We start from the raw sequence: 24,537 nt of genomic DNA on the forward strand, positions 1-24,537 counted from the left end.
ATTAAACACAATGTATAATGATGCTCTCAACAGTGTGCTTGCCTTTGCTTCCGTGCTGGCTGTTTTTGTAATGGCACTCGTACAACTTGTGAAGAATAGCGTGCAACTTCCGCGGAACATTGTACCGGTTGTTGGATTAGCTATTGGCTTGCTGGTTGGAGCAATTGCCTATCCGTTTACCGATATGAACCTTATCCTGCGACTCTGGGCAGGAGGGCTTGCGGGACTTTCGGCGACGGGGTTATTCGAGCTTGCTTTTAACAATAGAGAGGGTACGAAAAAAGACGATAAATAGATTCTGCCTACGACTTTTATAAAACAATCGTTTTACATTGGTAGTGTGACCATGCATACTGTCAAGATGACAAAATATTATTGTTTCTTCCAGCCTTCTCAGAACAGTGAGTGTGGGTCCAGAAAGCATTGACGGCATTTTAGTTTCTGATTAGGCATATATCCTTAACCTTGTAGGTCGTCCTTGTAAGGTCTTTTTTTTGTCCGTTCGCCCAATCTTTTGCGGGGTTGATTACATATCCTGTGGTGTATTCTATAATACGAAGGAGGTCTTCTCATGGGTGGTCATGTTGGAGGTGCGTTTACTTCTACAAGCGCAATCTTAGTTTTGTTCATCTTGCTAGTAATTATTTCCTGCGCATGCATATTCTAGAGGTTTAAATTGCAAAGCCGCAGGTACGCATTCGTGCCTACCTGCGGCTTTTTTTCATTGACAATATGCTTATAACACAATATCAAGATGACTAAAATATTATTGTTTCTTCTAGCCTTCTCAGAACAGTGAGTGTGGGTCTAGAAAGCATTGACGGTATTTTAGTTTCTGATTAGGCATATATCCTTAACCTCGTAGGTCGTCCTTGTAAGGTCTTTTTTTTTATCCGTTCGCCCAATCTTTTGCGGGGTTGATTACATATCCTGTGGTGTATTCTATAATACGGAGGAGGTATTCTCATGGGTGGTCATGTTGGAGGTGCGTTTACTTCTACAAGCGCAATCTTAGTTTTGTTCATCTTGCTAGTAATTATTTCCTGCGCATGCATGTTCTAGAGGTTTAAATTGCAAAGCCGCAGGTACGCATTCGTGCCTACCTGCGGCTTTTTTTCATTGACAATATGCTTATAACACAAGAGTTATCAAAAGGCTGCCGAAAGGTGGTCTTTTTATGTTTTTATTGTATTCAGAACATAAATTCGGGGCCCTCTTTCGAGGGCCCCTTTCATGGGAGAGGAGAAACCGGACGAAGAGCTTATGGGGAAACGTAAGCCTGCTCCGCGGTTGTCTACGACATTTGTGGTGTCGATAATTACATGATGTCCCTGGAAGCCCAGTCTTATACATATGACGACTTATTTATCTGAATAGTCTTCGTTCTTTCCTTTCTTCATATCTAGACAAACTTTTTATTTCATCGCGCAAATGTGTTACGATAGGCGTGGACTTATGCCCTTTTGGGTATAACAAACAGAGACATAGAGCGGGTGATTGACGGTGAGAGTGGTATCGGGAAGTGCAAAAGGAAGGCCACTAAAAAGTGTACCAGGAAGTGGGACAAGACCTACAACCGATAAGGTGAAGGAAGCTGTATTCAGCATGATAGGCCCATATTTCGAAGGCGGAGCAGTGCTGGACTTGTTCGCAGGTACAGGTGGTCTGGGGATCGAAGCTTTAAGCAGAGGAATGGACAGTGCCGTATTTGTGGATATGGAACCTAAAAGTATCGACACGATTCGCGCCAATTTGAAAGCGACCCATCTGGAAGAACGTGCGCAAGTGTACCGAAATGAAGCTGGCAGAGCGCTCAGTGCATTGGAGAAACGGGGACGTGTTTTTGATTTAGTTTTTTTGGACCCTCCGTACCGATTAAAGCACGGAGATGAACTGATGCTTTCTATGGTAGAGAAAGGAATGCTGCAAGAAGACGCAATCATAGTACTGGAGCACGAATCAAGTTATGCCTATCCTGAGATCATCCCAGGATTTTATAGGCTGCGTCAGGCCGCATACGGAGAAACTACAATTTCTATTTATCAGTATGAAGCTAATCCTTCAGTGGAAGGCGAGACTGGTGAGGAGGTAGAGAATGAGTCTGCAAATTAGAAAAGAGCGTGTCGCAATCTATCCAGGCACCTTTGATCCCGTGACTATGGGACATATGGATATTATTCGGCGCGCATCCAAGCAATTCGACCGTTTAATTGTAACGGTGCTTAATAATTTGAGCAAAAACCCGCTGTTTACTGTAGAAGAGCGAACAGAGCTTTTAAGACAGGCAACAGCTGACATTCCCAATGTGGAAATCGATAGCTTTCGGGATCTACTAGTCAATTATGTTCGTCAAAAAGATGCTCAAGTCATTGTTCGTGGTATTCGTACCGTAACTGACTTTGAATATGAACTGCAAAATGCATCCATCAACCATAGTCTGGATCCAGATGCGGAAACGATTTTTATGATGACTAACCCGAAATATTCCTATTTAAGCTCCAGCGTTGTAAAAGAAATTGCCCATTTCGGTGGGAATGTGTCCGACTTCGTGACGCCTGAGGTGGAACAAGCCATGAAGCTTAAATTTAATCGGATCGATGGCGAAAAGCACTAACAAGGTATATCGCTGCGGATAATGCTAGTAGGATGATGAGTAGAAGAGATTGCAGACTAAGCAACTGTGGAAAAGAGCTCCATATGGCAGTTACATTAATGGTTCTGTTTGGTGTGGATTGTGAATCAGCAAGGGCAGGTAAAGCAGCTTCACTTATAGCCAATAGTGGTTTCCATAGCAGTAGTGTTAATAAAAAAGCATAAACTCCATGTATCAGGCGAACCGCAGCATAGGGGAGAAATCGGACACCTGCTTGTTTAAGCAGAGTTAGCACTTGCAGCTGGGCGCAAAGCCCACTCCAGCCTAGTGCAGCAGAGAGTAAGGCTAAGCCTAATACTCCAGTTGATCCGGCGCCGATGCTCGTAAGCCCTTTGCTTATGGCGTCGGCTCCTAAATGAACCTCCAACAAGCCTGCTGGCAGAGCAACTGGCAATGCAGGGAGTACAGTAGTAATGATATTGATGATTACGGCGAATATAATCATGTAACCGCCCACAACCATCAAATTTTGTACCGCTGTAGCTACTGAGTCTCCAAGGAGTTTGCCGAAGCTTCGGCCATCTCTTGATCTGGCTTCAGTGGCTGCAAGCTGGACGCGACTGTATAAAGAAGGCCTTTTGGTATTCGTGTTTTCCTTTATAGAAGGTTGCGGATTGTCTAGCCGGCCATTTAACCGAGCATCTGTATAACTGGCCAGAAGTCCTGAAATCCAGTGGATAGCAAGTAGAAAGTAGCCTGCTGTAGGACTATGTAGGAACGCTACACCAATCACAATGAGTAGGGTTACTGGACTGGCGAAATGCGTAAGGGAAGCAAGACGAGCGGCTTCCTTGTCCGAAATGCTGCCCTGCTTATGAAGCTGCATTACACCTCCAGCCCCGCCGGGGAATCCAGCGGTGATTCCAAGCGCCAAAGTCCAACCGCTCGCGCCAGGAAGTCGAAAGACCTTTTTCATCAATGGTTCCAGGAGCACTCCGAAACCATGCACGAAGCCCGAAGCAGTTAGCATCTCAGACAGCATCAGGAAGGGAAGAAGTGCTGGGAATACGAGTGTCCACCAGAGCTTCAACCCTTGGAGAGAAGCCTCGAAAGAGCTTTCTGGCGAGATGATGATTGCAATGGCTAACAGGATTGCGATCGCCCCGGATAGAAAAGGTGTGGAGCGACTAGCTAGCCGGCGTATTTTAATATTGTTCATTTCTAGAATCACCTCTTCATAACTTAAGGCATAGCGGATGTGTTATCAATTTATGCAGAGTAGACAACCATCATGCCAAACCACTAGTCGAAGCGGTAATGAAGTTCAAACATTCATATCCTAAATGTGCCGTGGGAAAGAAGGGAAGAGTAGTGAAGCAGTTGAAGCATCGGCCGGGATTCCGCGCCATAGCTTACCTCTTTACGTTTGTAGTTATCGTGTATGTATTTGTCTTTATGAACACCCCGTACATTGTATATCAGCCGGGTAGTGCATCTGAGGTAGCTCCTATGATTAAAGTGGAGAATGCTGATCCAGCTGAAGAAGGAACCTTCATGATGACTACGGTATCCGCTAGTTACGCTAATGTGGCTTTGCTGGTCACCTCAGTATTTAATTCCAATTCAGAGGTTGTGCGGAAAGAAACCCGGTTAGGAGATAAGTCCGAGGACGAATATGCTGCTGAACAGGTTTTTTATATGAATAGCTCGCAGTCCTACTCGGTTCAGGCAGCTTATCATGCAGCGGGAATTCCATATGAAGATGTAGTGGATTATTTGTATGTTTTTTCGGTTCCAGTTGCAAGTAATAAAGGCCAATTGCATCCGGGTGACAGAATCATAAGTGTAGAAGGACAAAAAGTACCTGATCCAGAAGCACTTTCCGCTTTACTTTCAACTAAAAAAATCGGTGATCAGGTCGCTGTTGTTTTGCAAAGAAATGGTAAGGAAGTTAAGGAGCAAGTGACACTGGTCGAGATCAAAGATAAAGACGGTACTGCGGTTCGACCTGGCTTCGGAGTCACTATAGCCGCAGTTCAAAAAGTAAAGCCTAAAGAAGAAGGGAAAACTGTCAGCTTTGTGGATACGAATGTTGGCGGACCTTCGGCAGGACTGATGTTCACTATGGAGATTTACAACCGTCTTACGCCTGGGGATTTGACAAAAGGTCATCGAGTTGCTGGCACGGGCACCATAAATGCTGAGGGCGTGGTAGGCGCTATCGGTGGGGTGAAGCATAAGATTGTTGCTGCGGATCGAGAAGGGGCGGAGATTTTCTTCGTACCGATCAAGAATTACGAAGAAGCTAAAACAAAGGCTGATAAAATTGGCACATCTATGAAGCTGGTGCCAGTGTCTACGCTGGATGAGGCGCTGAAGTATATGGAAGAACTCCCGGTCAAACCATGACCGGAGGTTCCAAAAAATCGCGATACATATCGTTTCTGAGAGGTTCCTGGAAGGCTCCAGCGAAAGCGGATGCTGCCTGTAGATCCCGCTCTAACTGTGGATGAGAGCATAGTGACGGTCGTATGACGATGGGTAAGGTTGCTTTTTGTTTCATTTGTTTTAGAAGCACGCGTCCGCGTTCTCTAAAACCAAGGATTCGAATATAACCGGGCCCCTCTGCTAGCACAGAAGGGGTCATTTCTTCCTTTGTGTGGTTTAACAGCACGTGTAGTAGCAGACGTTGCAGCCGTGTATGTGTGTAGCGCTTGCTCTTAAGGGCTTGAAGCAAGCCTGAAATAGAGAATTGCTCCAGCTCGGGCATAAGACGAAGAATTCTATTCTCCAAGCCTTCGTTCATATCTTGGATTGTTCGTAGCTCGGAAGCAGTACGTGTATAGAGCAGGTGACGGAGGGGCCCGCGGAAATTCTCTAGTTCCAGAGGACCTCTACCGGCTGCATGCTCTCTTTCTAATATGGACACGCTATAATCCGGCATGTAAGCTGCTGGAGATCCGCCATCTTGCAGCAGCTTGCGAATGGCAGTTGCGCTTGCAATAGAAGAGTTAGCCTGCAAAGGATCATGGAAGCCGGCTGCCGTTCGCGGAACGGTCAGAGGCTGTATCTTGCTATGCATCCTCTGTAAAGCGATAAGGTAATGCAAGCCAAGGCTGTTATTCGGCTGGCGCAGCAACTCGCCAGCGTCGCCGGGACTCTCCTCACTATTGAGAGTCCCTTCCCAAGCCACAGCCGCCGCTGCGCTATACGCGGCGGGGAAGCTCGCTCCGAGCGCCATGCGGCGGCGGATCTCGCTCTGAAGTTCGCTGCTTTCCTCTGCCAGATACCTGGCCAGAGGAAGCAGCGAACCCAAAGTGCCGGCTTCGGAGCCGAAGCACAAGCTGTCCACGACCCCGGTCGCTTCCAGCAGTGCAACTGCTCCGAACGCAAACCATTCGGCCGGCTGGACGGCATAGGCCACCGGCAGCTCAATGACGAGGTCGGCGCCCATTCGTAGCGCCATCTCTGTCCGGGCCTGCTTGCTCACCGCCGCCGGCTCACCGCGCTGGGTAAAGGGTCCGCTCATGACGACGATGGCACTCTCTGCGCCTGATAGTCTTTTGGATTCGGTGAAGTGGTGTACATGACCGTTATGTAATGGATTGTATTCTGCTACTATTCCAACCGTTGTCACTGCTGCTTCCCTCCGTATGTAACAATTATTTAAAATATAAGAAGGTATAAGTTATGTACCTATCCTTTATGTCTTATATTTCACGCTTAAACGCTTATCGTCCTTTTGAGGACGCCGAAGGCGTTTATGCTTGTAGAGAATTAGTAGGATTAATATCTAGAAAATCTGTTCGCACAAGCTGTCATTTTGATTTACACTAATAGTTATATCATAATTCTCCCCAATTTCTGAAACAATATAAAGGGAAAATGGTTGACAAAGGTATATAATACTAGGTATAATAAATTTTGTTTGTTTGGGAGTGATAAGTATGCAGATTCACTTTCGCAAATTAGCGAATGCCGATGAACCGTTACATATTCACGATGTTGTGGATGTCAGCGAGGTAGTCAAAGGGCGCAAGGATATTCTAACTGTTGCTCCGCTCTCAGTGGACCTTAAAGCGCTGCCCGCGGGAACCGATTGTGTGAACGTGGTGGGAAAACTGAGTGGAGATGTGGACATGTTATGTTCACGTTGTCTCACGGAGGTCAAAAGTGATTTGAACATTCCTTTTGCTGAGACTTTCAAGTGGCTTAAGCAGCCAGTTCTTCCAGATGACGAAGATGAGGATCTCATTTACGTCAAGGATGAGGTTGTGGATCTTATCCCGTATGTGGAAGAAAATTTCGTACTGCACATACCGGATTCGGTATTGTGCAAGGCAGACTGTCTTGGTCTTTGTCAGAAATGCGGACAGAACTTGAACGAAGGCACCTGCAGTTGCGACAACACAGTGATCGATCCTCGACTCGCTGGGTTGAAAGACTTTTTCAAATGAAACATTACAACAAAACACATCCTGCTTCTAGAGGAGCAGGCTGACAGAAATATCACAAGGAGGTGGAACACATGGCAGTACCACAACGTAGAACGTCTAAGACACGCCGTGACAAACGTCGCACCCACTTTAAGTTGGTTGTGCCGGGCATGGTGAAATGCGAACAATGCGGAGAGTTGAAATTGGCTCACCACGTATGTAAAGTTTGCGGAACTTACAAAGCAAGAGAAATCATCAAACAATAGTTTCAGAATAAGTAGTACTTCACTATCGGTGAGGTACTATTTTTTTTGAAATATAAGAATGTAAAAGTTTCACGCTATACATTATCCTTATATTTTTCGCACAAACGCTTACCGTCTATTAGGGACGCCGAAGGCGTTTATGCTTATCCAACATAAGCCGCCCAGAAGTCAATGCTTTATTTTTGGTGCGGCATGCTTTATACTACATATTAGTACCTGGTTCTAAATAATGATTGTGGTTATTTGACCTAATATAACAGCGGCCATTCAAGCGGCCGAATGCTTTCTTTAAAATATAAGAAAGTATAAGTTATGCACCTATACTTTTCATCTTATATTTCTGGCATAAACGCTTATCGTCCATAAGGACGCCGAAGGCGTTTATGCTTGGCACGTGCCAGGAGGTGAGCCGCAATCGAGCGGATGTCCAAGAAAGAACGTCAGCAACAGCTGCTACATATAATCGCAGGCAATCCTTTTGTAACGGATCGGGAGTTGACTCGTCAGCTGAAAGTTAGCATTCAGACGATTCGGTTAGACCGGATGGAGCTGGGAATACCGGAACTGCGTGAGCGAATGAAGCAAATGGCTGAGCACTCTTATGATCAGGTGCGCTCTTTGCCTGCGGATGAAGTCATCGGAGACATTGTGGATTTGCAGCTGGACAAGAGTGGTATATCGATATTTGAGATTCGCGAGGACCACGTCTTCTCTAGAAATGGGATCGCCCGTGGTCATTATGTGTTTGCTCAAGCCAACTCACTTGCGGTTGCCGTAATCAACGATGAAATTGCTCTGACCGCTTCAGCCGATATTCGTTTTGTGCGCACGGTTCAGTTAGGTGAGAAATGTATCGCCAAAGCACAAGTACGGTCGCTAGCCGGTAGAGGTGGCAAAGCGGAGGTGGACGTATTCACCTATGTCGGAGAAGAACTAGTGTTTCAGGGCCATTTTATAGTGTATCGGTCCGCAAATGATGAACACAGTGAAGGGGGTAACCATAGTGCTGATCGCCATTGATGCCATGGGCGGGGACAACGCTCCTGAATGTAATGTCGAGGGGGCGTTGTCCGCGGCCGCGGAATGGAAAGATACGCAGATTGTGCTCGTAGGTGACGAAGCCAGATTAGAGCCACTGCTGAAGGACAAGCCGTCCAACCTGACGATACGTCATGCAGGAGATGTCATTGGTTCTGATGACGAGCCAGTTAAGGCAGTTCGTCGTAAAAAAGATTCATCCATGGTTGTAGCTGGACGAATGGTGCGCGAAGGCGAAGCAGATGCTATGATTTCGTCAGGTAACACAGGTGCGCTTATGACTACGGGGCTCCTCGTAGTTGGTCGTATGCAGGGGATTGAACGTCCTGCACTGGCGCCTATGATTCCAACGCTTGACGATGTTGGTGTGCTGGCTCTTGATCTTGGTGCTAACATGGATGCGAAGCCTGAACATCTGGTGCAATATGCGCTGATGGGCAGCATTTACCGGAACAAAGTGCATGGCATAGCTAAGCCGCGTGTTGGACTTCTAAATGTAGGGACGGAGCCTGGGAAGGGCAACGAATTGACAAAAGAAGCATATCCGCTGCTCGAGAACTTGCCAGGTATCCATTTTATCGGTAATGTTGAGGCACGTGACGTGCTGACAGGGAACTGCGATGTGCTTGTCTGCGATGGATTTGCCGGTAATATTTTGCTGAAGTCACTAGAAGGTACGGCGGGTGCAATGTTTTCTTTGCTGAAAGAGCAATTTAGTCGTTCTTTGAAGACTAAGCTTGGAGCGGCTATGCTGATGCCGGAGCTTAGAGCTCTAAAGGGTAAGATGGATTACAAAGAGCACGGTGGTGCGCCACTGCTCGGTCTTAGCGGATTGGTAGTAAAGGGGCACGGATCTTCTGACGGAAATGCGGTTAAGAATGCGGTAAGACAAGCGCGGATTGCTCTGCAAGCCGATCTTGTGCCAAGTATATCCAAGGAAATTAGCGGGAAGTGAGTGACGACATGAGACAGTTGCGACCGGTTGGGATTATAGGAACAGGGAAATATGTACCTGAGAAAATAATGACAAATAGCGATCTGGAAAAAATAGTGGAGACTAACGATGAGTGGATCGTCAGTCGGACAGGCATCCGTGAAAGACATATTGCTGCGCCTCATGAGGCGACTTCTGATCTAGCGTATGAAGCAGCACTCAAGGCACTTGATTCCGCAGGAATGAAAGCCGAAGATTTGGATCTTATTATTATTGCAACAGTAACACCTGATAGTTCTTTTCCTTCTACAGCCTGCATTTTGCAGGATAAACTGGGTGCTAAAGGTGCTGCGGCGTTTGACTTGTCAGCAGCCTGCTCTGGTTTTGTATATAGCTTAGCTACAGCAGTTGGATTCATTCAGAACGGAATGTACAACAATGCACTTATTATAGGTGCGGATACTTTATCCCGCATCACAGATTATACGGATCGAAATACTTGTGTCTTGTTCGGTGATGGAGCAGGTGCGGTAATCATTGGTGAGGTTCCAGAAGGTCGTGGTTTCCAATCCTTTGATCTGGGTGCTGAAGGCTCTGGAGGGAACTTGCTTAAGCTGGAAGCCGGCGGTTCACGATTGCCTGCATCTCAGCAAACTATAGAAGATAAGAAGCATTTCATCTATATGAATGGCCGTGAAGTATTTAAATTTGCAGTTCGTGTGATGGGTTCAGCTACAGAACGTGTGCTTACCAAAGCTGGTCTGGGTAAGGAAGATATTGATTTGTTTGTGCCACACCAAGCAAATATTCGTATCATTCAATCCGCTATGCAGCGTCTTGATCTGCCACCGGAGAAATGTGTAATCAATGTTGATAAATATGCCAATACTTCAGCGGCTTCTATTCCACTTGCTCTTGTTGAAGCTGCGGAAGAAGGACGTATGAAAGAGGGCGACACCGTCCTAATGGTTGGTTTCGGCGGTGGCTTGACTTGGGGCGCATCTGTATTGATCTGGTAATATGAGACCGTTATACGGGAAGGAGTTCATACTTATGAGTAAAATCGCATTTGTCTTTCCCGGTCAGGGAGCACAAGCAGTTGGTATGGGCAAGGATGTGTATGATGCTCTTCCAAAAAGCCGTGCAGTGTTTGAAAAAGGTGATGAAGTTCTCGGATTTTCACTGAGTAAGCTGATTTTTGAAGGACCGGACAGTGAGTTGAAGCAGACCGTAAACACCCAGCCAGCGCTTCTTACAGCAAGCGTAGCTTTTCTTGAAGCCCTCCGTGAACAAGGTTTGAAGCCGGATTATGTCGCTGGACATAGCCTTGGAGAATACAGCGCACTAGTAGCTGCGGGTGTATTGTCATATGAAGATGCTGTAACGCTTGTACGCTTACGAGGCCGTTTCATGGAAGAAGCTGTTCCAGGTGGACAAGGTGCAATGGCGGCAGTGCTTGGTGCTGAACGTGAAGCACTGGCAGTATTATGCCAAAATGTAACTGAAGAGAGTGGTGTTGTGGAACTGGCTAACGTCAATTGCCCGGGCCAGATCGTTGTTTCTGGATCTCAGGAAGGCGTTAACGGTGTTGTGCAACGCGTTAAAGAAGCTGGTGGTAAGCGGGCGATTCCATTAGAAGTAAGTGGACCTTTTCACTCTTCTATGATGAAAGCTGCTGCGGACCGTTTGGCAGAAGAGTTGAAGAAGGTAACCTTCAACGCTCCAAATGTACCTGTCATTGTTAATGTCACAGCATCACCGGTAACGGATCCCGAAGAAATTCGCGAACTGCTTGTTCGTCAGGTGTATTCCCCTGTGCTTTGGCAGGACAGTATTGAATGGTTGATTGCGGATGGTGTGGATACTTTTGTTGAGATTGGTTCTGGCAGTGTTCTGGCAGGTCTAATTCGCAAAATAGACAAAACAGTCAAGGTAATCAACATTAATACACTTGAAAGTGTCCAAAATGTTTTGTGAGAAATGGTTTAACATTTAGACAACAGCGTAATGATTGAAAGGGGAGTAAACTATGTTCTCAGCATTGCGGGGCCAGACAGCCCTTGTAACTGGCGGCTCACGTGGCATTGGTCGTAGTATCGCGCTTGCTCTTGCAGAACACGGCGTAAAGGTAGCCGTGAACTATGCAGGGAGTGAAGCGGCGGCACACGAGACTGTGGCTCGTATTGCCGAGCTTGGCTCGGAGGGCATTGCTCTCCGTGGAGATGTCGGCAATAGTGAACAGGCTGAGAGCCTTGTGAAAGAGGTTCTTAACACCTGGGGACGTATTGACATTGTTGTCAATAATGCCGGCATTACCAGGGATAACCTGATTATGCGCATGAAAGAGGAAGAGTTCGATCAAGTCATTGAGACGAATCTGAAAGGTGTGTTTAATTGCCTTAAGGCAGCTACACGTCCGATGATGAAACAGCGTTACGGTCGAATTATTAATATTTCTTCGGTTGTGGGTGTGACAGGTAATCCTGGTCAGGCTAATTATTCTGCAGCTAAGGCTGGTGTCATCGGTCTAACGAAGGCAGCAGCTCGTGAGCTTTCCTCGCGGGGCATCACCGTTAACTGTATCGCTCCTGGTTTTATCGATACAGATATGACGCGTGAACTCTCTGAAGAAGTTCGCAGTGAGCTAGAGAAGGGCATTCCACTAGCTCGTCTTGGGCGTCCGGAAGAGATAGCTATGGCAGTTGTTTTCCTGGCTTCTGAAGGCGCCGCTTATATGACCGGCCAGACACTACACGTGGATGGCGGGATGTATATGTAACTCTCCGTCAAAAATATAAGAAAGTATAAGTTTCACACTATACTTTATCCTTATATTTCTCGCTTAAACACTTACCGTCCTTATAGGGACGCCGAAGGCGTTTATGCTTGGGAGAAATTACACTGTTTTAAAGAAGAAATGTGAGGGATCAGGAAAGCGTTTTTTGCGGTCTATGGTATTTTGACCTCATATCTCGTATAATACCAAAAGAGGAGGTGAACCGGATGTCCGATGTATTAGAGCGTGTAAAACGCATTGTCATCGACCGCTTAGGTGCCGATGAAGCTGAGGTAACATTAGAAGCGTCTTTCAAAGATGATTTAGGTGCTGATTCTCTTGATGTAGTAGAATTGGTTATGGAATTGGAAGATGAATTCGACATGGAAATCTCTGATGAAGATGCAGAGACGATTACGACTGTGGGTGAAGTTGTGAAGTACATACAATCTCATACCTAGAGTCATATGATTGAGAGTCCCGTTCCTACTTGGGCGGGACTTCTCCTCATTTATACAGCACTAAAGATGAATCAAGGGTTGCATTACGCAGCTTTATAGGGATTATAACAGAACCGCAGAAGCTTTAAATGCGGTGATCGCTGTTCATATAGTAATAATTCGCAGTATATAAGTACTGAATATAATGTATACAGCCTATAGATGGGGTGATTGTGTTTGAGTCATAGAGTGGTTGTAACCGGGATGGGCGTAATTACGTCACTGGGTAAAGACTTGGAGACGTTCTGGGATAATCTGATGAGCGGTAAATCAGGTATATCGATGGTTGAAGCCTTTGATGTCAGTGAATATACTACGCAAATTGCTTCGTCAGTTAAAGACTTTGATCCTGAGGCGCTTTTTGGCCGCAAGGAAGCCCGAAAAATGGACCGTTTTGTACAATTTGCAGTGGCTGCCGGTGAAGATGCGTTGAGAGACAGTGGACTTAAGATCGGTGAAGATATCGATGCTGAACGGATCGGTGTATCTGTTGGTTCGGGTATCGGAGGTCTTGGTACTTGGGAAGACAATCATAATCTGTTGCTTGAAAAAGGGCCAAAACGGGTTAGCCCGTTCTTTATCCCGATGATGATCGCTAACATGGGTTCTGGACAGCTGTCCATTAACCTCGGTGCAAAGGGACCGAATACGACTACAGTGACAGCTTGTGCTACAGGAACTCATTCCATTGGGGAATCCTTCCGCTTGATTCAACGTGGAGACGCGGATGCAATGATCTGCGGTGGTTCGGAAGCGACCATTCGTCCAACAGGAATGGCAGGTTTTTGTGCAATGAGAGCGATGTCCACTCGTAATGATGAGCCTGAGAAGGCTAGTCGACCGTTTGATGTAGATCGCGACGGTTTTGTTATGGGAGAGGGCGCCGGAATTCTTATTCTGGAATCTCTTGAACATGCACAGAAACGTGGAGCGAAGATTTATGCAGAGGTTATCGGCTATGGTCTGAGCGCTGATGCTCATCATATGACTGAGCCTGATCCAGATGGTGCAGCTCGCTGCATGAAGATGGCAATCCGTGATGCTGGTATCTCTCCTGAAGATATTGATTACATCAATGCACATGGTACTTCAACGCCTGTAGGAGATAGATCAGAAACGGCTGCTGTTAAGAAAGCATTGGGTGATCACGCCTATAAAGTAGCTATTAGCTCAACGAAATCCATGACGGGTCATCTTCTGGGTGCCGCTGGCGGAGTAGAAGCTATTATCTGTGGACTCTCCTTGCAAACGGGTATGATTGCGCCAACCATTAATTTGGACAATCAGGACCCAGAATGTGATTTGGATTATGTACCAAATGTGTCACGTAAAGCCGATCTTGATATTGTAATGTCGAATTCGTTTGGATTCGGGGGACATAACGCAACAGTTATTCTAAAAAAATATAATCAGTAAGGGGACAGCGCGGTGAAAGGAGAACTGAAGCAGTTACAACAGCAACTTCAAATCCAATTTCACGATTCTGTGCTTCTGAAGCAGGCCTTTACCCATGCATCCTATGTGAATGAACACCGTTTCAATCAGCATCAGGACAATGAACGTCTCGAATTTCTTGGGGATGCAGTTCTGGAGTTAACGGTTTCTGAATATTTGTACAATCTGTTGCCAGACCGACCTGAGGGAGAGTTGACCAAGCTGCGGGCCGCTATTGTATGCGAGCCTTCACTGGTCAAATTTGCGGAGAGTTTAGGTTTTGGCCGTTTTGTACTGTTGGGCAAAGGGGAAGAACTTACGGGCGGTCGTACTCGCCCGGCCCTGCTGGCTGATGTATTCGAATCCTTCGTGGGAGCGCTTTATCTTGACCAAGGACTGGAAACTGTGCGGTCTTTTCTTGATAATCACGTATTTCCACTTGTGGAGACGGATGGGAAACTGCAAATGCAGATGACCGATTATAAGACGGAACTGCAAGAGCTAATTCAGCAGCACAATATGGGTACGTTGGAATATCGGATCATTGAAGAACGGGGACCCGCGCATGAGCGTGAATTCGTCTCTGAAGTGTTAATGACTAACCGTTCACTTGGTAAAGGGAGCGGCCGCTCCAAGAAGGAAGCAGAGCAGCAGGCTGCAGCAGCTGCACTGTTACATCTGAAAGAAGACGGTGCTTGAATTTTGCATCATGAGGACAAGCGGAGGAGAGCAGCAAAGGTCTGAATACCGGCGTTTAGGCGGAGCTCAGACCGTTGCTGCTCTTTTTCGAAAGGATAGGCCATGCTTCATTTTTAAATATAAGAAAGTATAAGTTTCACACTATACTTATGTCTTATATTTCTCGTTTTACTCGGGGTCCCCACAAAGTACCTGAGTACGCATCGAAGCAAAGCGCCACTTTGTGGGGATATTTTGGGAGCTATTTTAGGCTAATAAACGCTATGGTATAATGGGTCAGAGGTGATAGGCAAGTATGTTTTTGAAACGGATAGAATTAGCTGGTTTTAAATCATTTGCCGACAAAACAGAAATGGAATTTGTGCGCGGAATAACGGCCGTAGTGGGCCCGAACGGAAGCGGCAAGAGTAATATTTCTGACGGCATACGCTGGGTACTCGGCGAACAGAGTGCTAAATCACTACGTGGCGGCAAGATGGAAGATATTATTTTTGCCGGTAGTGACGCGCGTAAAGCTGTGAATTATGGTGAAGTATCACTTACGCTCGATAATGAGGATCATACGCTACCACTGGATTTCAGCGAAGTAACAGTGACTCGGCGTGTTCACCGTAGCGGAGAGAGTGAATATTTAATTAATAAGCAATCCTGCCGTCTGAAGGATATCACAGAGCTGTTCATGGATACCGGTATCGGGCGTGAGGCTTATTCGATTATCGGGCAGGGTCGGATTGAAGAGATTCTGAGTACTCGTTCCGAGGATCGGCGAGGCATCTTTGAAGAGGCATCGGGTATTGTGAAATATAAATCGCGCAAAAAAGATGCAAGTCGAAAGCTCGACGATACTGAGCAAAACTTGCTTCGTATTCACGATTTGATTAGTGAGCTTGAGGATCAGATTGGGCCCCTTAAGGATCAGTCGGAGAAGGCAATTCGCTTTAAAGAACTTCGGGAACAACTGAAACATCAGGAAATTTCAGTCTATGTGCACCAGATTGAAGGGATTCATACCGCTTGGCAGGAAGGTAACGCTAAGCTTGAAACTTTAAAGGATGAGCAACTAGAGCTGTCGACGGTTGTCTCTGCCCATGATGCTAAGCTAGAAAGCGGACGTTCTGAACTGCGCACGCTAGAGGAACAGATTGAGAAGCAGCAAGAACAATTGCTCCGTTATAGCGAATCTTACGAGAAGAGCGAAGGTTATGGAGAAGTGCTGAAGGAACGCAAGCGCAACCTAGAGAACAATCGTGAACAGCTAATGCTCACGCTAGGTTCTGTAGGTGAGCGTTCTGCGGATCGTCAGCGTGAGCTCGGCGATTTGGAATTTAAGCTCGAAGAGTCACGGCTTAAGCTTGTTGAACTTCGAAGACAGATCGAAGAAGAAGAGTCACGGCTCGAAGGTGTTGCTGACGGTATTAGTCAGAGCCAGGAAGAGAAGCTGAAAAGTGCTCTCTTGGAGTTAATGAACCTTATGGCGAATGCACGTAACGAAATTCGTTACGCGGATCAACAGAAGGAGAACCTGGAACGTCGCATGAGCCGCAGTGAAGAAGAAAGCGGCAAATGGACATCTCGGCACGAAGAATTGTCTGCCAGCCAGAAAGGCCTTAAAGACAAGATCGCCCAGCTTGGGAAGGAACTAAGCAATCTTCGTGGTGCTTATATTACTGAAAGTGAACAACTTAGCAAACGTCAGAAGCTGATTGAAGAGACACAATCAGGCCTGCGGAAGTGGGAACAGAAGCGGGAAGCGCAAGTCTCTCGTCATGAGACCATGAAAGAAATGCAGGATGATTTCGACGGCTTTATGCTTGGAGTTAAAGAAGTACTCAAAGGTGCTCGCAAAGGACATCTTAACGGGGTGCATGGTGCGGTTGCTGAACTCATCTCAGTTCCGGAGAAGCTGGAAATGGCAGTCGAGACTGCGCTGGGTGCATCGCTTCAACACGTGGTCATGGATAATGAGACTGTATCACGCCAAGCGATATCATTTCTGAAGCAACGTCAATTGGGACGGGCTACTTTCCTTCCACTCGATGTTATCCGGCCGCGCCAAATTTCTGGCAGTGACCGTGGAATGGTGGAGGACGCTGACGGTTTTGTTGGAATTGGTTCCGAACTTGTAGGATATGATGATAAATATGCTAGTATCGTTGGCAGTTTGCTTGGCAATGTAGTTATTGCCGAAAGCCTGGAGCAGGCGAATCGTATCGCCGCTAGATGCCAGTATCGTTATCGTGTGGTCACGCTGGAAGGTGATGTAGTAAATGCCGGGGGCTCGATGACCGGAGGTAGCCAGCATAAGAAGAACAATAGCTTGCTTAGCCGTAAACGTCAGCTTGATCAGCTAAGTGGTGAGATCGAAGAGAGCGAACGTCAAATCGTTAAACTGAAACAAGGCATAGCCAAACTACGTGAAGAGCAGGAGAACGCTAGCGTGAAGCTAGAGGACCTGCGCCGTGATGGTGATGAGAAAAGACTGGAAGAGCAACGCGTTTCTGGTGATTTGAAGCAGCTTGAACAAGAGCTTCGGCATGTACTGGAACAAGTGGAGAGCACAGGCGCGGAACGTAGTGGCTTTGAAAGTGAGGTCCGCACGCTTGAGGAGACTCGGAAACAAGCCTCTGCTGAGCTTGAACGTCTCGAGAAGGAAGAGAAGGAAGCTCATGAGGGTATCCGTAATGCAGAATCGGCGCGTAAAGCGAATGAATCAGCTAAAGAAGAGTTGCAAGGTAAGCTGACCAGTATGAAAGTTTCGGAAGGCAAGCTCGATCAGGAGATCTTCTCCCTGGAGGAGCAATTACGTCGTCTAAGACAAGATGTGGGTTCACAGGATAAAGAGCTACGCCAGAATCGAAATCTGTTACATACGATCGAACAGGATTTGGCTAGTAATGCATTGGAAACCGTGAAACAGAAAGAAGATTTGAATAGTTATCGTCTGAAGAAGGAAGAGACAGCCGGTACTTTGGATTTAGCTCGGGCGGAACGTTCAGCGTTAACTCGTAAGCTTGAACTAGAGGAGGGCAAGACCAAGGATCAACGACAGGCACTTAGAGTCGTGGAGGACAAGCTGCGTTCCACTGAAGTTTCTGTGGGTCGTCTCGATGTTGAACTTGATAATATTCTTCGTAAGCTGAGTGATGACTACGAGCTAAGTTATGAACTAGCGAAGCAACGTTATCCTGTGCCCGAAGATGTACCTGCCGCACAAGCGGATGTACAGCGTCTGAAACGCAGTATTTCTGCGCTGGGCGAGGTCAATTTAGGCGCGATTGATGAATATCAGCGTGTTCATGAGCGTTATACGTTCCTCAGTGGACAAAAAGATGACCTGGTCGAAGCCAAGACTACCCTGTATCAAGTCATCCGTGAGATGGAAGATGAAATGTCCAAACGCTTCAAGCATACCTTTGATGCGATCCGGAAACAATTCGGTACGGTGTTCTCGAAGTTGTTCGGAGGCGGACGAGCCGATCTTATGTTGCTAGATCCAGAGCATATGCTGGAAACAGGTATAGATATCGTGGCCCAACCACCGGGTAAAAAGCTTCAAAACCTGCAGCTCCTTTCCGGCGGCGAACGCGCCTTAACCGCGATGGCACTATTGTTTGCCATCCTGCAAGTGAAGCCAGTTCCGTTCTGCGTACTGGATGAGGTTGAGGCTGCGCTAGATGAAGCGAATGTTGTACGATTTGCTCAGTATTTACGTGAGTTCTCGGAACAAACGCAATTTATCGTCGTTACACACCGCAAAGGAACAATGGAAGAGGCAGACGTGCTCTACGGAGTGACGATGGAAGAAGGCGGAGTATCGAAGCTTGTCTCTGTACGTTTAGAGGATGAGGAAGCAGAGATCGCTTAACGGCTTCTTGAAATGATGAGTTTTGTACGAAACTATGCTCACAAAACTTAAGCTTATGCTTTCGAAGTGAGTTTTGTACGAAGCTGAATCAATGTAGTGATCCTATACAAAACTAAGCATAGGCTTCCGAAGTGAGTTTTGTACGAAGTTAAATCAATGAAGTTTTGCTCACAAAACTTTTAGGAGGAAACAAATGAGCTTTTTCAGGAAGTTAAAAGAAAGCATTTCCGGCAAAACGGAAAGTGTAACCAAACAATTCCGCGACGGATTAGAGAAAACCCGTAAAGGCTTTGTCGAGAAGGTAGCAGACCTTATTATCCGCCGTAAAAAAATAGATGAAGAGTTCTATGAAGAACTGGAAGAAATCTTGATTGGTGCAGACGTTGGCGTTAATACAGTTATGACACTTGTCGAGGATCTGCGCGCCGAAGTGAAGCAAAAGCGAATTGAAGATGCTGCGGAGCTTCAACCGATTTTGTCCCGTAAGCTGATGGAACTGCTGCGCGGAGATGATGATAACAGCCTGAAGGAAAATCCGGATGGAATTACAGTTATCTTGTTCGTTGGGGTTAATGGAGTGGGCAAGACGACTACGATCGGTAAGCTAGCACATCGTTACAAGCAAGAGGGTAAAAAAGTTCTTTTGGCTGCGGGGGATACGTTCCGTGCCGGAGCGATTGAACAGCTCGAAGTTTGGGGCCAACGTGCAGGCGTAGATGTAATTAAGCAACAAGCAGGCTCTGACCCAGCCGCTGTTATGTTCGATGCTGTTCAAGCGGCTAAGCAGCGGAATGTGGATATCCTGATCTGTGATACCGCAGGCAGGCTTCAGAATAAGAGCAATCTGATGGAAGAGCTTAACAAGATCTTCCGCGTCATTCAAAGAGAAATCCCTAGTGCTCCGCACGAGGTACTGATGGTGCTGGATGCTACCACAGGTCAAAATGCGCTTACTCAAGCCAAGCTATTTGGTGAAAAGAGTGGGGTTACAGGGCTCGTCTTGACGAAGCTGGACGGTACGGCTAAAGGCGGTATTGTTGTAGCGATTCGTCAGGAAATGAATTTACCTGTGAAACTTGTGGGTCTAGGGGAGAAGATGGAAGATTTGCAGCCATTTGATTCTCAGCAGTTCGTACATGCTCTTTTTGCCGGGTTAATTACCGAGGAAGAGACAGAAGAATCGGAAGAGCAAGTGTAATCAATACCGACGCATGATTATAAGGAAGTCATATTTACATGGAATGTCCTCGAAGCTATATTTAGTTTATGAGGGCATTCCTTTTTTATAAAATGCTTGTTAGTTGTTAATGTAGTAACCTCTAAGGGACGCTTAAAAAGTACAAATACATCGCGTAAGGTATCCCTTTAAATAACAGTTTTCCTTCACTAATAAGCCTCCAGAAGCGATATTCTATAAATGAGGTACTGATAAATAAATTCCACTGCTCTATAATTGCTCCTACAATAAGTCCAGCATTTACGTAATGATCACCCTTTTCATTCTTTTGCAGTTGCAGAATTAAGGATAGAATTTCTTCGTCATAGTATGTTTCGGGAACATTTGTTAACTGACCATTGGACCAGATTCGAAGCATATCCTCAGTGTTGCTGATTTCTTGCCACTCCAGTTCATACTGTTTTCTTTGCGCGAAAGTAAGGGGTTGCGTATTTTCGGTGTTTTTGATAATAGTTTGCACAGCTTCGTTTGGGAGCTGACCCAGAGACTGGGGAGATAAGCCAATACTAAATTGTTCGGCAATCTTGGGAATCTCCCCATAAGCTTCGATTGGATTTATAACATGAATGGGTTGCTTCCTCTCACTGAGAATAAAAAGTGCAAACCGTAAACCGGTCTGATCATGGGAGTTGTCCCCGCACCAGATAGTGATTTTTTTGTCCTCAGGAATTTCTTTCAGTGTCCGAATCATGGCTTCCAGTTTATGCTGGGGATTGAGCTGATAACCCTGATCCGGAAATCGTTCCTGAAACCATAACTCTCGGGTATAATATCCTTCCTCTCTATGTAATTTGTGCAGCGGTCCAGCGGTGAAGGTCTCATTAAATGAAAGTACTCTTATTAAATGACGACAACCTAAACGACTAAGTGCTACCTTCATCGAACCAGCTTCTGATAAGCCAAATAACAGATAAATGTGATTCCGCTTAGCCTCTTCTTGCTCCATTGACATAGTATATTTGTGTTCCATTTGTTCACTCTCCTAACGCTCCAAATTATACCATAAAAATGAAATCACCCTTCCAGATAACTATATAAAAAATACAACATATGAAAAATTCATAATAGTAATGCTTGTCATGCTTCCTGCATACAATTCAATGAAGAAACTACTTTTCAGCTCCGGCAACTTATATAAGAGAGAAAGGAAGCGATTCCAAACACGCGAAAATATTCAGAGATCACATTTCTCTGTTATATATATTGACATAAGTAATATATTTTACGTATTATGGGAATACAAACCAATATTTTCATGGATATTTTCTGAAACTACAGTATACGTTGTTAGTAAAGATAACATTTATCGAAAGGAGTCGGGCTCATGTCCAAATTAGATCCTCTGCCAGGTCTGTCTCCGTATCCGCTGCATCATTTTTTCGATGAAATGTATGCTGATAAGAGGAGTGTCCGGCCGCACTACAGACATGTGAATCGCATGTTTTCTGGAATGAGCTCCGAAGAGCTTCAGGGTAAGCAGAATTTGATGCAGCGCAGGATGATGGAGGAAGGAATTACCTTTACGCTTTACAATCCGGCTCAGGATCATCCCATGGAGCGAACGATCCCTTTTGATATGATTCCACGCATTATTCCTAAGAATGAATGGGAGAGGCTAGAGGCTGGAATTATTCAACGTATCACGGCTTTGAATTTGTTCATTCATGATATCTATCATGAGCAGTACATCGTTAAGGATGGAATAGTCCCAAGGCGTATGATCATCTCCAACTGTTATTTCCGACCAGAAATGGCTGGTCTAAGAGTACCTGGTGGAGCCTATATTACTACTTCGGGAATCGATCTTATCCGCCATCATGATGGGCAATATTATGTGCTTGAAGACAATCTACGGACCCCTTCAGGTTTTTCATATCTTTTTAAAGGCAGAACTCTCATGAATCAATTGTTTCCAGAATTGTCCTTTGCTAGCTCCATACGAGATGTTGATCATAGCTTGAATCGCTTCTTATCTGTTCTGCGCAGCCTTTCTCCATCACGGAAGTCAGATCCGGTTATAGCACTCCTCACTCCAGGGGAATACAATTCTGCTTATTATGAGCACGCTTTTCTAGCGCAGCAGATGGGTATACATTTGGTTGAAGGACGAGATTTGGTTGCAAAGGATCACAAAATATATTTAAAAGAAATGAACGGATTACGCCGCGTGGATGTGCTGTATCGCCGTTTGGATGATGATTTCATCGATCCGTTAGCTTTTCAGCCTGATTCACTACTCGGGGTGGCGGGCTTGATGAATGCTTATCGGGCAGGGAATGTTGCTATCGCTAATGCCCCGGGGACCGGAGTTGCAGATGATAAAGCGATATATGTCTATGTACCGGATATGATTCGTTATTATCTGAATGAAGAACCGATTCTTGGTAATGTTCCGACATATCTGCTAGGCAGGCCCGATGAACGCTTATATGTCCTGGAGAACCTGTCTGAAATGGTTGTTAAGGAGACCTCTTTATCCGGGGGATACGGGATGTTGATCGGAAGCGAAGCTACGAAAGAAGAACTGGCTGAATTTCGAATGAAGATTATTGCGGACCCGGAACGTTATATTGCACAGCCGATTATGTCCCTATCAAGAGCACCGGTATTGTCAGGGGGAACTATGGCACCGAGACATATCGACCTTCGAGCTTTTGTATTAATGGGTGCTGACCGGAAGCCGCATGTCATACCTGGAGGATTGACACGAGTGGCTATGAAAGAAGGGTCATTGGTCGTGAATTCCTCGCAAGGCGGTGGCGTAAAAGATACTTGGGTCATGGCTTGATACTACCAAGTGAGCCTTATTGATGAACAACAAAATGCAGCATCAATTTGTAGGATAAGGGAGTGGCTGGAGATGCTGAATCGAAATGCTGAGGCTTTGTTCTGGATCGGCCGTTATATTGAAAGGGCAGAGAATCATGCGCGGCTAATCAATGTTCATTATCATATCCAGCAGGAAGAGGATTTTCATGAAGAAGGACATAAATGGTCAAGGTTAATCGATGCGCTAGGCGTTCGAGGTGAATATATGCAGCAGTTCGAAACCTTTTCCGAGCAGGATGTGCTATCTTTCATCACACTTGATTTAGGCAATTCTAATTCATTATTCTCCTGTGTACATCATGCTAGAAATAATCTTCGCACACTCCGTCAGCAGCTTCCAAGTGAATTATGGGATGTTGTCAACAGCTTCAACCTATGGCTTGGTGAGCGTTCTGTTGCAGATATTATGAGCGGGCCACATCAGTTCTATCAGCAGGTTAAGGAGCGTACAGCCATGTTTCTCGGAGCAGAGCAGTCGGTAATGCTTAGAGGGAATGAGTGGCATTTCATTGAGAGCGGACGCTTTCTAGAGCGAGCAGAGAATACAACTCGTATCTTGCAGGCGGTCATTGCCTCATGCCGATTTAAGGAGCTTAACGCGGTTTATACTCAGTTGCAGGCTGTGCTAAAATCCGTTAGTGGGTACCAGGCGTTTCGCCGTTATTATGCAGATGCTATGTCTCCGGAGAGCATTTTAGATTTCTTGATTGCGAACCCCAAATTTCCACGTTCCATACGATTTTCTTTTCATCAGCTGGAGGAGCATCTAGCGAAGCTTGAACTGGATTCCTCAGAAAAAGGCTCAGGTCATGAGAAGGTCATTCGTCAAGCAGGTAAGCTTAAAGCTGAGCTGGATTACATGGAAAAAGAGGAAATGTCCGGCGAGCTGGTGGAAGATGTGCTTAAAGCGCTAGTGATATCTTGTCAAAAACTCGGAAAAACAATGGAGGGCGCCTTTTTTCGGCGAGAAGGAGTGTCTGTATGAAGATTCAAATCAATCATACCACCACATACAGCTATCCAGAGCCGGTTACGGACAGTGTCAATGAGATCAGACTCACGCCGCGCACGAATTATCGCCAATCCTGTTATCACCATGAAGTGGATATTTACCCGCCAGCCAATCTATTAACGTATGAGGATTTCTTCGGGAACCGGGTCCATGCCTATTCGGTCAATAAGCCGCACACGGAAATGGTCATCCACACCAAGGCTACTGTAGTTACCCTGGATAAAGCGCAAGGTGCCGATCTCCCGAGAACATCTCTTGAAGAACAAATTAAACTGTTAAATGATGAGGGATTTCAGAATCGTTATATTGAGTTTATTTTGCCGACTCTTTATACCGAGGTGACCCCAGAACTGGTGGAGTTTGCCTCACAGTACCCTTTTAATGAAGCTGAGGATATGTATGAATGGATTCTTAAATTATCTGCGACGATTTATGATCAGTTCACCTATGACCCTGAGGCCACAAGTGTAAATACAACGGTAATAAAAGCACTGAAGCTCAAACGCGGTGTATGTCAGGATTATGCTCATCTAATGATCGCTGTCTGTCGTAGTGTCGGGCTACCATCCAGATACGTAAGTGGATATCATTTTGTAGGTGATCTGCAAGGTAGTAATGCTAATTTTGAGCAAGCCTCACATGCATGGGTGGAGACTCATATTCCGGGTACAGGTTGGCTTGGTTTCGATCCGACGAATAATGTTGAGGTTAATTGGCGTTATATTAAGTTAGGTCACGGACGGGACTACAAAGATATCGTTCCTGTAAAAGGTGTATATCGTGGTGGAGCAGGTACTTTGACTGTAAAAGTGGATGTGCGGTGGCTGGACAATTAAATAGATCGACCTAGATGAAACTCTCTGTTCAAGCTTTTGAACGGGGAGTTTTTTTGTGAAGATGATTCCAGTGTACATGTAT

The 24,537-nt window shown here is 45.8% G+C and carries 24 protein-coding genes; 21 read left to right on the plus strand and 3 right to left on the minus strand.

Going from position 1 to position 24,537, the window contains the following annotated elements:
- The first annotated feature begins 10 nt into the window (after positions 1–10).
- The 5 genes from MHH52_RS12375 to coaD all read left to right on the plus strand — a co-directional run bounded on the left by MHH52_RS12375 (position 11) and on the right by coaD (position 2,614).
- Positions 11–295: a holin gene (locus MHH52_RS12375; protein WP_313641971.1), complete on the plus strand. Its 285-nt coding sequence runs from the start codon at positions 11–13 to the stop codon at positions 293–295.
- 276 nt (positions 296–571) lie between these two features.
- A complete protein-coding gene (locus MHH52_RS12380; protein ID WP_313641970.1) occupies positions 572–667 on the plus strand; it encodes a YjcZ family sporulation protein in 96 nt (31 codons plus the stop codon).
- Between the two features lie 299 nt (positions 668–966).
- Positions 967–1,062, plus strand: coding sequence for a sporulation protein YjcZ (gene yjcZ / locus MHH52_RS12385; RefSeq protein WP_340008902.1), 96 nt, complete (start codon positions 967–969; stop codon positions 1,060–1,062).
- A 441-nt stretch (positions 1,063–1,503) separates the two neighbouring features.
- The gene (gene rsmD / locus MHH52_RS12390) at positions 1,504–2,112 is read left to right on the plus strand and encodes a 16S rRNA (guanine(966)-N(2))-methyltransferase RsmD (protein WP_313641553.1); all 609 of its coding nucleotides are present in this window, start codon (positions 1,504–1,506) and stop codon (positions 2,110–2,112) included.
- Positions 2,096–2,614, plus strand: coding sequence for a pantetheine-phosphate adenylyltransferase (gene coaD, locus MHH52_RS12395; protein WP_313641552.1), 519 nt, complete (start codon positions 2,096–2,098; stop codon positions 2,612–2,614). Before rsmD ends, coaD begins: the two co-directional genes overlap by 17 nt.
- On the opposite strand, the gene MHH52_RS12400 is transcribed toward coaD, so the two are convergent.
- The gene (locus MHH52_RS12400) at positions 2,586–3,812 is read right to left on the minus strand and encodes a nucleoside recognition domain-containing protein (RefSeq protein ID WP_340008904.1); all 1,227 of its coding nucleotides are present in this window, start codon (positions 3,810–3,812) and stop codon (positions 2,586–2,588) included. The two genes, coaD and MHH52_RS12400, sit on opposite strands and share 29 nt — an antisense overlap.
- 152 nt (positions 3,813–3,964) lie before the next feature.
- On the opposite strand from MHH52_RS12400, the gene MHH52_RS12405 reads away from it, so the two are divergent.
- Complete coding sequence (locus MHH52_RS12405) at positions 3,965–5,002, plus strand: SepM family pheromone-processing serine protease (protein ID WP_340008906.1); 1,038 nt, start codon at positions 3,965–3,967, stop codon at positions 5,000–5,002.
- On the opposite strand, the gene MHH52_RS12410 is transcribed toward MHH52_RS12405, so the two are convergent.
- Positions 4,992–6,230, minus strand: a complete 1,239-nt coding sequence (locus MHH52_RS12410) for a nucleotidyltransferase (protein ID WP_340008907.1) — start codon at positions 6,228–6,230, stop codon at positions 4,992–4,994. The genes MHH52_RS12405 and MHH52_RS12410 overlap by 11 nt on opposite strands.
- Before the next feature lie 310 nt (positions 6,231–6,540).
- Between MHH52_RS12410 and MHH52_RS12415 the strand changes: the two genes are divergently transcribed.
- The 12 genes from MHH52_RS12415 (at position 6,541) to ftsY (ending at position 19,739) form a co-directional block, all read left to right on the plus strand.
- Positions 6,541–7,050 (plus strand): DUF177 domain-containing protein, encoded by a 510-nt coding sequence (locus MHH52_RS12415; RefSeq protein WP_313641547.1) that lies wholly within the window; start codon positions 6,541–6,543, stop codon positions 7,048–7,050.
- 71 nt (positions 7,051–7,121) lie between these two features.
- Positions 7,122–7,295 carry a 50S ribosomal protein L32 gene (gene rpmF / locus MHH52_RS12420; protein ID WP_019911234.1) on the plus strand — a complete coding sequence of 58 codons (174 nt, stop codon included), beginning with the start codon at positions 7,122–7,124 and terminating at the stop codon, positions 7,293–7,295.
- Positions 7,296–7,718: 423 nt separating this feature from the next.
- Complete coding sequence (gene fapR / locus MHH52_RS12425) at positions 7,719–8,315, plus strand: transcription factor FapR (RefSeq protein ID WP_042127208.1); 597 nt, start codon at positions 7,719–7,721, stop codon at positions 8,313–8,315.
- Entirely contained in the window at positions 8,299–9,288 is a 990-nt protein-coding gene (gene plsX, locus MHH52_RS12430) for a phosphate acyltransferase PlsX (protein ID WP_313641545.1), read from the plus strand. Before fapR ends, plsX begins: the two co-directional genes overlap by 17 nt.
- Before the next feature lie 8 nt (positions 9,289–9,296).
- A complete protein-coding gene (locus MHH52_RS12435) occupies positions 9,297–10,286 on the plus strand; it encodes a beta-ketoacyl-ACP synthase III (protein WP_340008909.1) in 990 nt (329 codons plus the stop codon).
- Between the two features lie 34 nt (positions 10,287–10,320).
- Complete coding sequence (gene fabD, locus MHH52_RS12440) at positions 10,321–11,244, plus strand: ACP S-malonyltransferase (RefSeq protein ID WP_340008911.1); 924 nt, start codon at positions 10,321–10,323, stop codon at positions 11,242–11,244.
- A gap of 52 nt (positions 11,245–11,296) precedes the next feature.
- Positions 11,297–12,046, plus strand: a complete 750-nt coding sequence (gene fabG / locus MHH52_RS12445) for a 3-oxoacyl-[acyl-carrier-protein] reductase (RefSeq protein ID WP_060624077.1) — start codon at positions 11,297–11,299, stop codon at positions 12,044–12,046.
- Positions 12,047–12,270: 224 nt separating this feature from the next.
- Positions 12,271–12,504, plus strand: a complete 234-nt coding sequence (locus MHH52_RS12450) for an acyl carrier protein (RefSeq protein ID WP_036686493.1) — start codon at positions 12,271–12,273, stop codon at positions 12,502–12,504.
- A 216-nt stretch (positions 12,505–12,720) separates the two neighbouring features.
- The gene (gene fabF, locus MHH52_RS12455) at positions 12,721–13,959 is read left to right on the plus strand and encodes a beta-ketoacyl-ACP synthase II (RefSeq protein ID WP_340008914.1); all 1,239 of its coding nucleotides are present in this window, start codon (positions 12,721–12,723) and stop codon (positions 13,957–13,959) included.
- Between the two features lie 12 nt (positions 13,960–13,971).
- Complete coding sequence (gene rnc, locus MHH52_RS12460) at positions 13,972–14,676, plus strand: ribonuclease III (RefSeq protein ID WP_340008915.1); 705 nt, start codon at positions 13,972–13,974, stop codon at positions 14,674–14,676.
- Positions 14,677–14,971: 295 nt separating this feature from the next.
- The gene (gene smc, locus MHH52_RS12465) at positions 14,972–18,541 is read left to right on the plus strand and encodes a chromosome segregation protein SMC (RefSeq protein ID WP_340008917.1); all 3,570 of its coding nucleotides are present in this window, start codon (positions 14,972–14,974) and stop codon (positions 18,539–18,541) included.
- Positions 18,542–18,734: 193 nt separating this feature from the next.
- Positions 18,735–19,739, plus strand: a complete 1,005-nt coding sequence (ftsY, locus tag MHH52_RS12470; protein WP_340008919.1) for a signal recognition particle-docking protein FtsY — start codon at positions 18,735–18,737, stop codon at positions 19,737–19,739.
- A gap of 121 nt (positions 19,740–19,860) precedes the next feature.
- On the opposite strand, the gene MHH52_RS12475 is transcribed toward ftsY, so the two are convergent.
- Positions 19,861–20,748: a DUF1835 domain-containing protein gene (locus MHH52_RS12475; protein WP_340008920.1), complete on the minus strand. Its 888-nt coding sequence runs from the start codon at positions 20,746–20,748 to the stop codon at positions 19,861–19,863.
- 354 nt (positions 20,749–21,102) lie between these two features.
- Between MHH52_RS12475 and MHH52_RS12480 the strand changes: the two genes are divergently transcribed.
- The 3 genes from MHH52_RS12480 (at position 21,103) to MHH52_RS12490 (ending at position 24,455) form a co-directional block, all read left to right on the plus strand.
- Positions 21,103–22,566, plus strand: coding sequence for a circularly permuted type 2 ATP-grasp protein (locus tag MHH52_RS12480; protein ID WP_313641510.1), 1,464 nt, complete (start codon positions 21,103–21,105; stop codon positions 22,564–22,566).
- A gap of 72 nt (positions 22,567–22,638) precedes the next feature.
- Positions 22,639–23,592: an alpha-E domain-containing protein gene (locus tag MHH52_RS12485; RefSeq protein WP_340008921.1), complete on the plus strand. Its 954-nt coding sequence runs from the start codon at positions 22,639–22,641 to the stop codon at positions 23,590–23,592.
- Positions 23,589–24,455: a transglutaminase family protein gene (locus MHH52_RS12490; RefSeq protein WP_340008922.1), complete on the plus strand. Its 867-nt coding sequence runs from the start codon at positions 23,589–23,591 to the stop codon at positions 24,453–24,455. Before MHH52_RS12485 ends, MHH52_RS12490 begins: the two co-directional genes overlap by 4 nt.
- Positions 24,456–24,537 lie beyond the last annotated feature (82 nt).

It is taken from the genome of Paenibacillus sp. FSL K6-0276 (assembly GCF_037977235.1).
In the GTDB taxonomy this organism is placed as follows: Bacteria; Bacillota; Bacilli; order Paenibacillales; family Paenibacillaceae; genus Paenibacillus_AQ.

Excerpts from the sequence above, each read along its gene's own strand:
- coaD (WP_313641552.1), top strand. The coding sequence starts at position 2,096 with ATGAGTCTGCAAATTAGAAAAGAGCGTGTCGCAATCTATCCAGGCACC.
- yjcZ (WP_340008902.1), top strand. The coding sequence starts at position 967 with ATGGGTGGTCATGTTGGAGGTGCGTTTACTTCTACAAGCGCAATCTTA.
- ftsY (WP_340008919.1), top strand. The coding sequence starts at position 18,735 with ATGAGCTTTTTCAGGAAGTTAAAAGAAAGCATTTCCGGCAAAACGGAA.
- MHH52_RS12415 (WP_313641547.1), top strand. The coding sequence starts at position 6,541 with ATGCAGATTCACTTTCGCAAATTAGCGAATGCCGATGAACCGTTACAT.
- fapR (WP_042127208.1), top strand. The coding sequence starts at position 7,719 with ATGTCCAAGAAAGAACGTCAGCAACAGCTGCTACATATAATCGCAGGC.
- smc (WP_340008917.1), top strand. The coding sequence starts at position 14,972 with ATGTTTTTGAAACGGATAGAATTAGCTGGTTTTAAATCATTTGCCGAC.
- MHH52_RS12485 (WP_340008921.1), top strand. The coding sequence starts at position 22,639 with ATGCTGAATCGAAATGCTGAGGCTTTGTTCTGGATCGGCCGTTATATT.
- MHH52_RS12380 (WP_313641970.1), top strand. The coding sequence starts at position 572 with ATGGGTGGTCATGTTGGAGGTGCGTTTACTTCTACAAGCGCAATCTTA.
- MHH52_RS12435 (WP_340008909.1), top strand. The coding sequence starts at position 9,297 with ATGAGACAGTTGCGACCGGTTGGGATTATAGGAACAGGGAAATATGTA.
- MHH52_RS12400 (WP_340008904.1), bottom strand. The coding sequence starts at position 3,812 with ATGAACAATATTAAAATACGCCGGCTAGCTAGTCGCTCCACACCTTTT.
- rpmF (WP_019911234.1), top strand. The coding sequence starts at position 7,122 with ATGGCAGTACCACAACGTAGAACGTCTAAGACACGCCGTGACAAACGT.
- MHH52_RS12475 (WP_340008920.1), bottom strand. The coding sequence starts at position 20,748 with ATGGAACACAAATATACTATGTCAATGGAGCAAGAAGAGGCTAAGCGG.
- MHH52_RS12450 (WP_036686493.1), top strand. The coding sequence starts at position 12,271 with ATGTCCGATGTATTAGAGCGTGTAAAACGCATTGTCATCGACCGCTTA.
- MHH52_RS12490 (WP_340008922.1), top strand. The coding sequence starts at position 23,589 with ATGAAGATTCAAATCAATCATACCACCACATACAGCTATCCAGAGCCG.
- fabD (WP_340008911.1), top strand. The coding sequence starts at position 10,321 with ATGAGTAAAATCGCATTTGTCTTTCCCGGTCAGGGAGCACAAGCAGTT.
- MHH52_RS12375 (WP_313641971.1), top strand. The coding sequence starts at position 11 with ATGTATAATGATGCTCTCAACAGTGTGCTTGCCTTTGCTTCCGTGCTG.
- fabG (WP_060624077.1), top strand. The coding sequence starts at position 11,297 with ATGTTCTCAGCATTGCGGGGCCAGACAGCCCTTGTAACTGGCGGCTCA.
- MHH52_RS12480 (WP_313641510.1), top strand. The coding sequence starts at position 21,103 with ATGTCCAAATTAGATCCTCTGCCAGGTCTGTCTCCGTATCCGCTGCAT.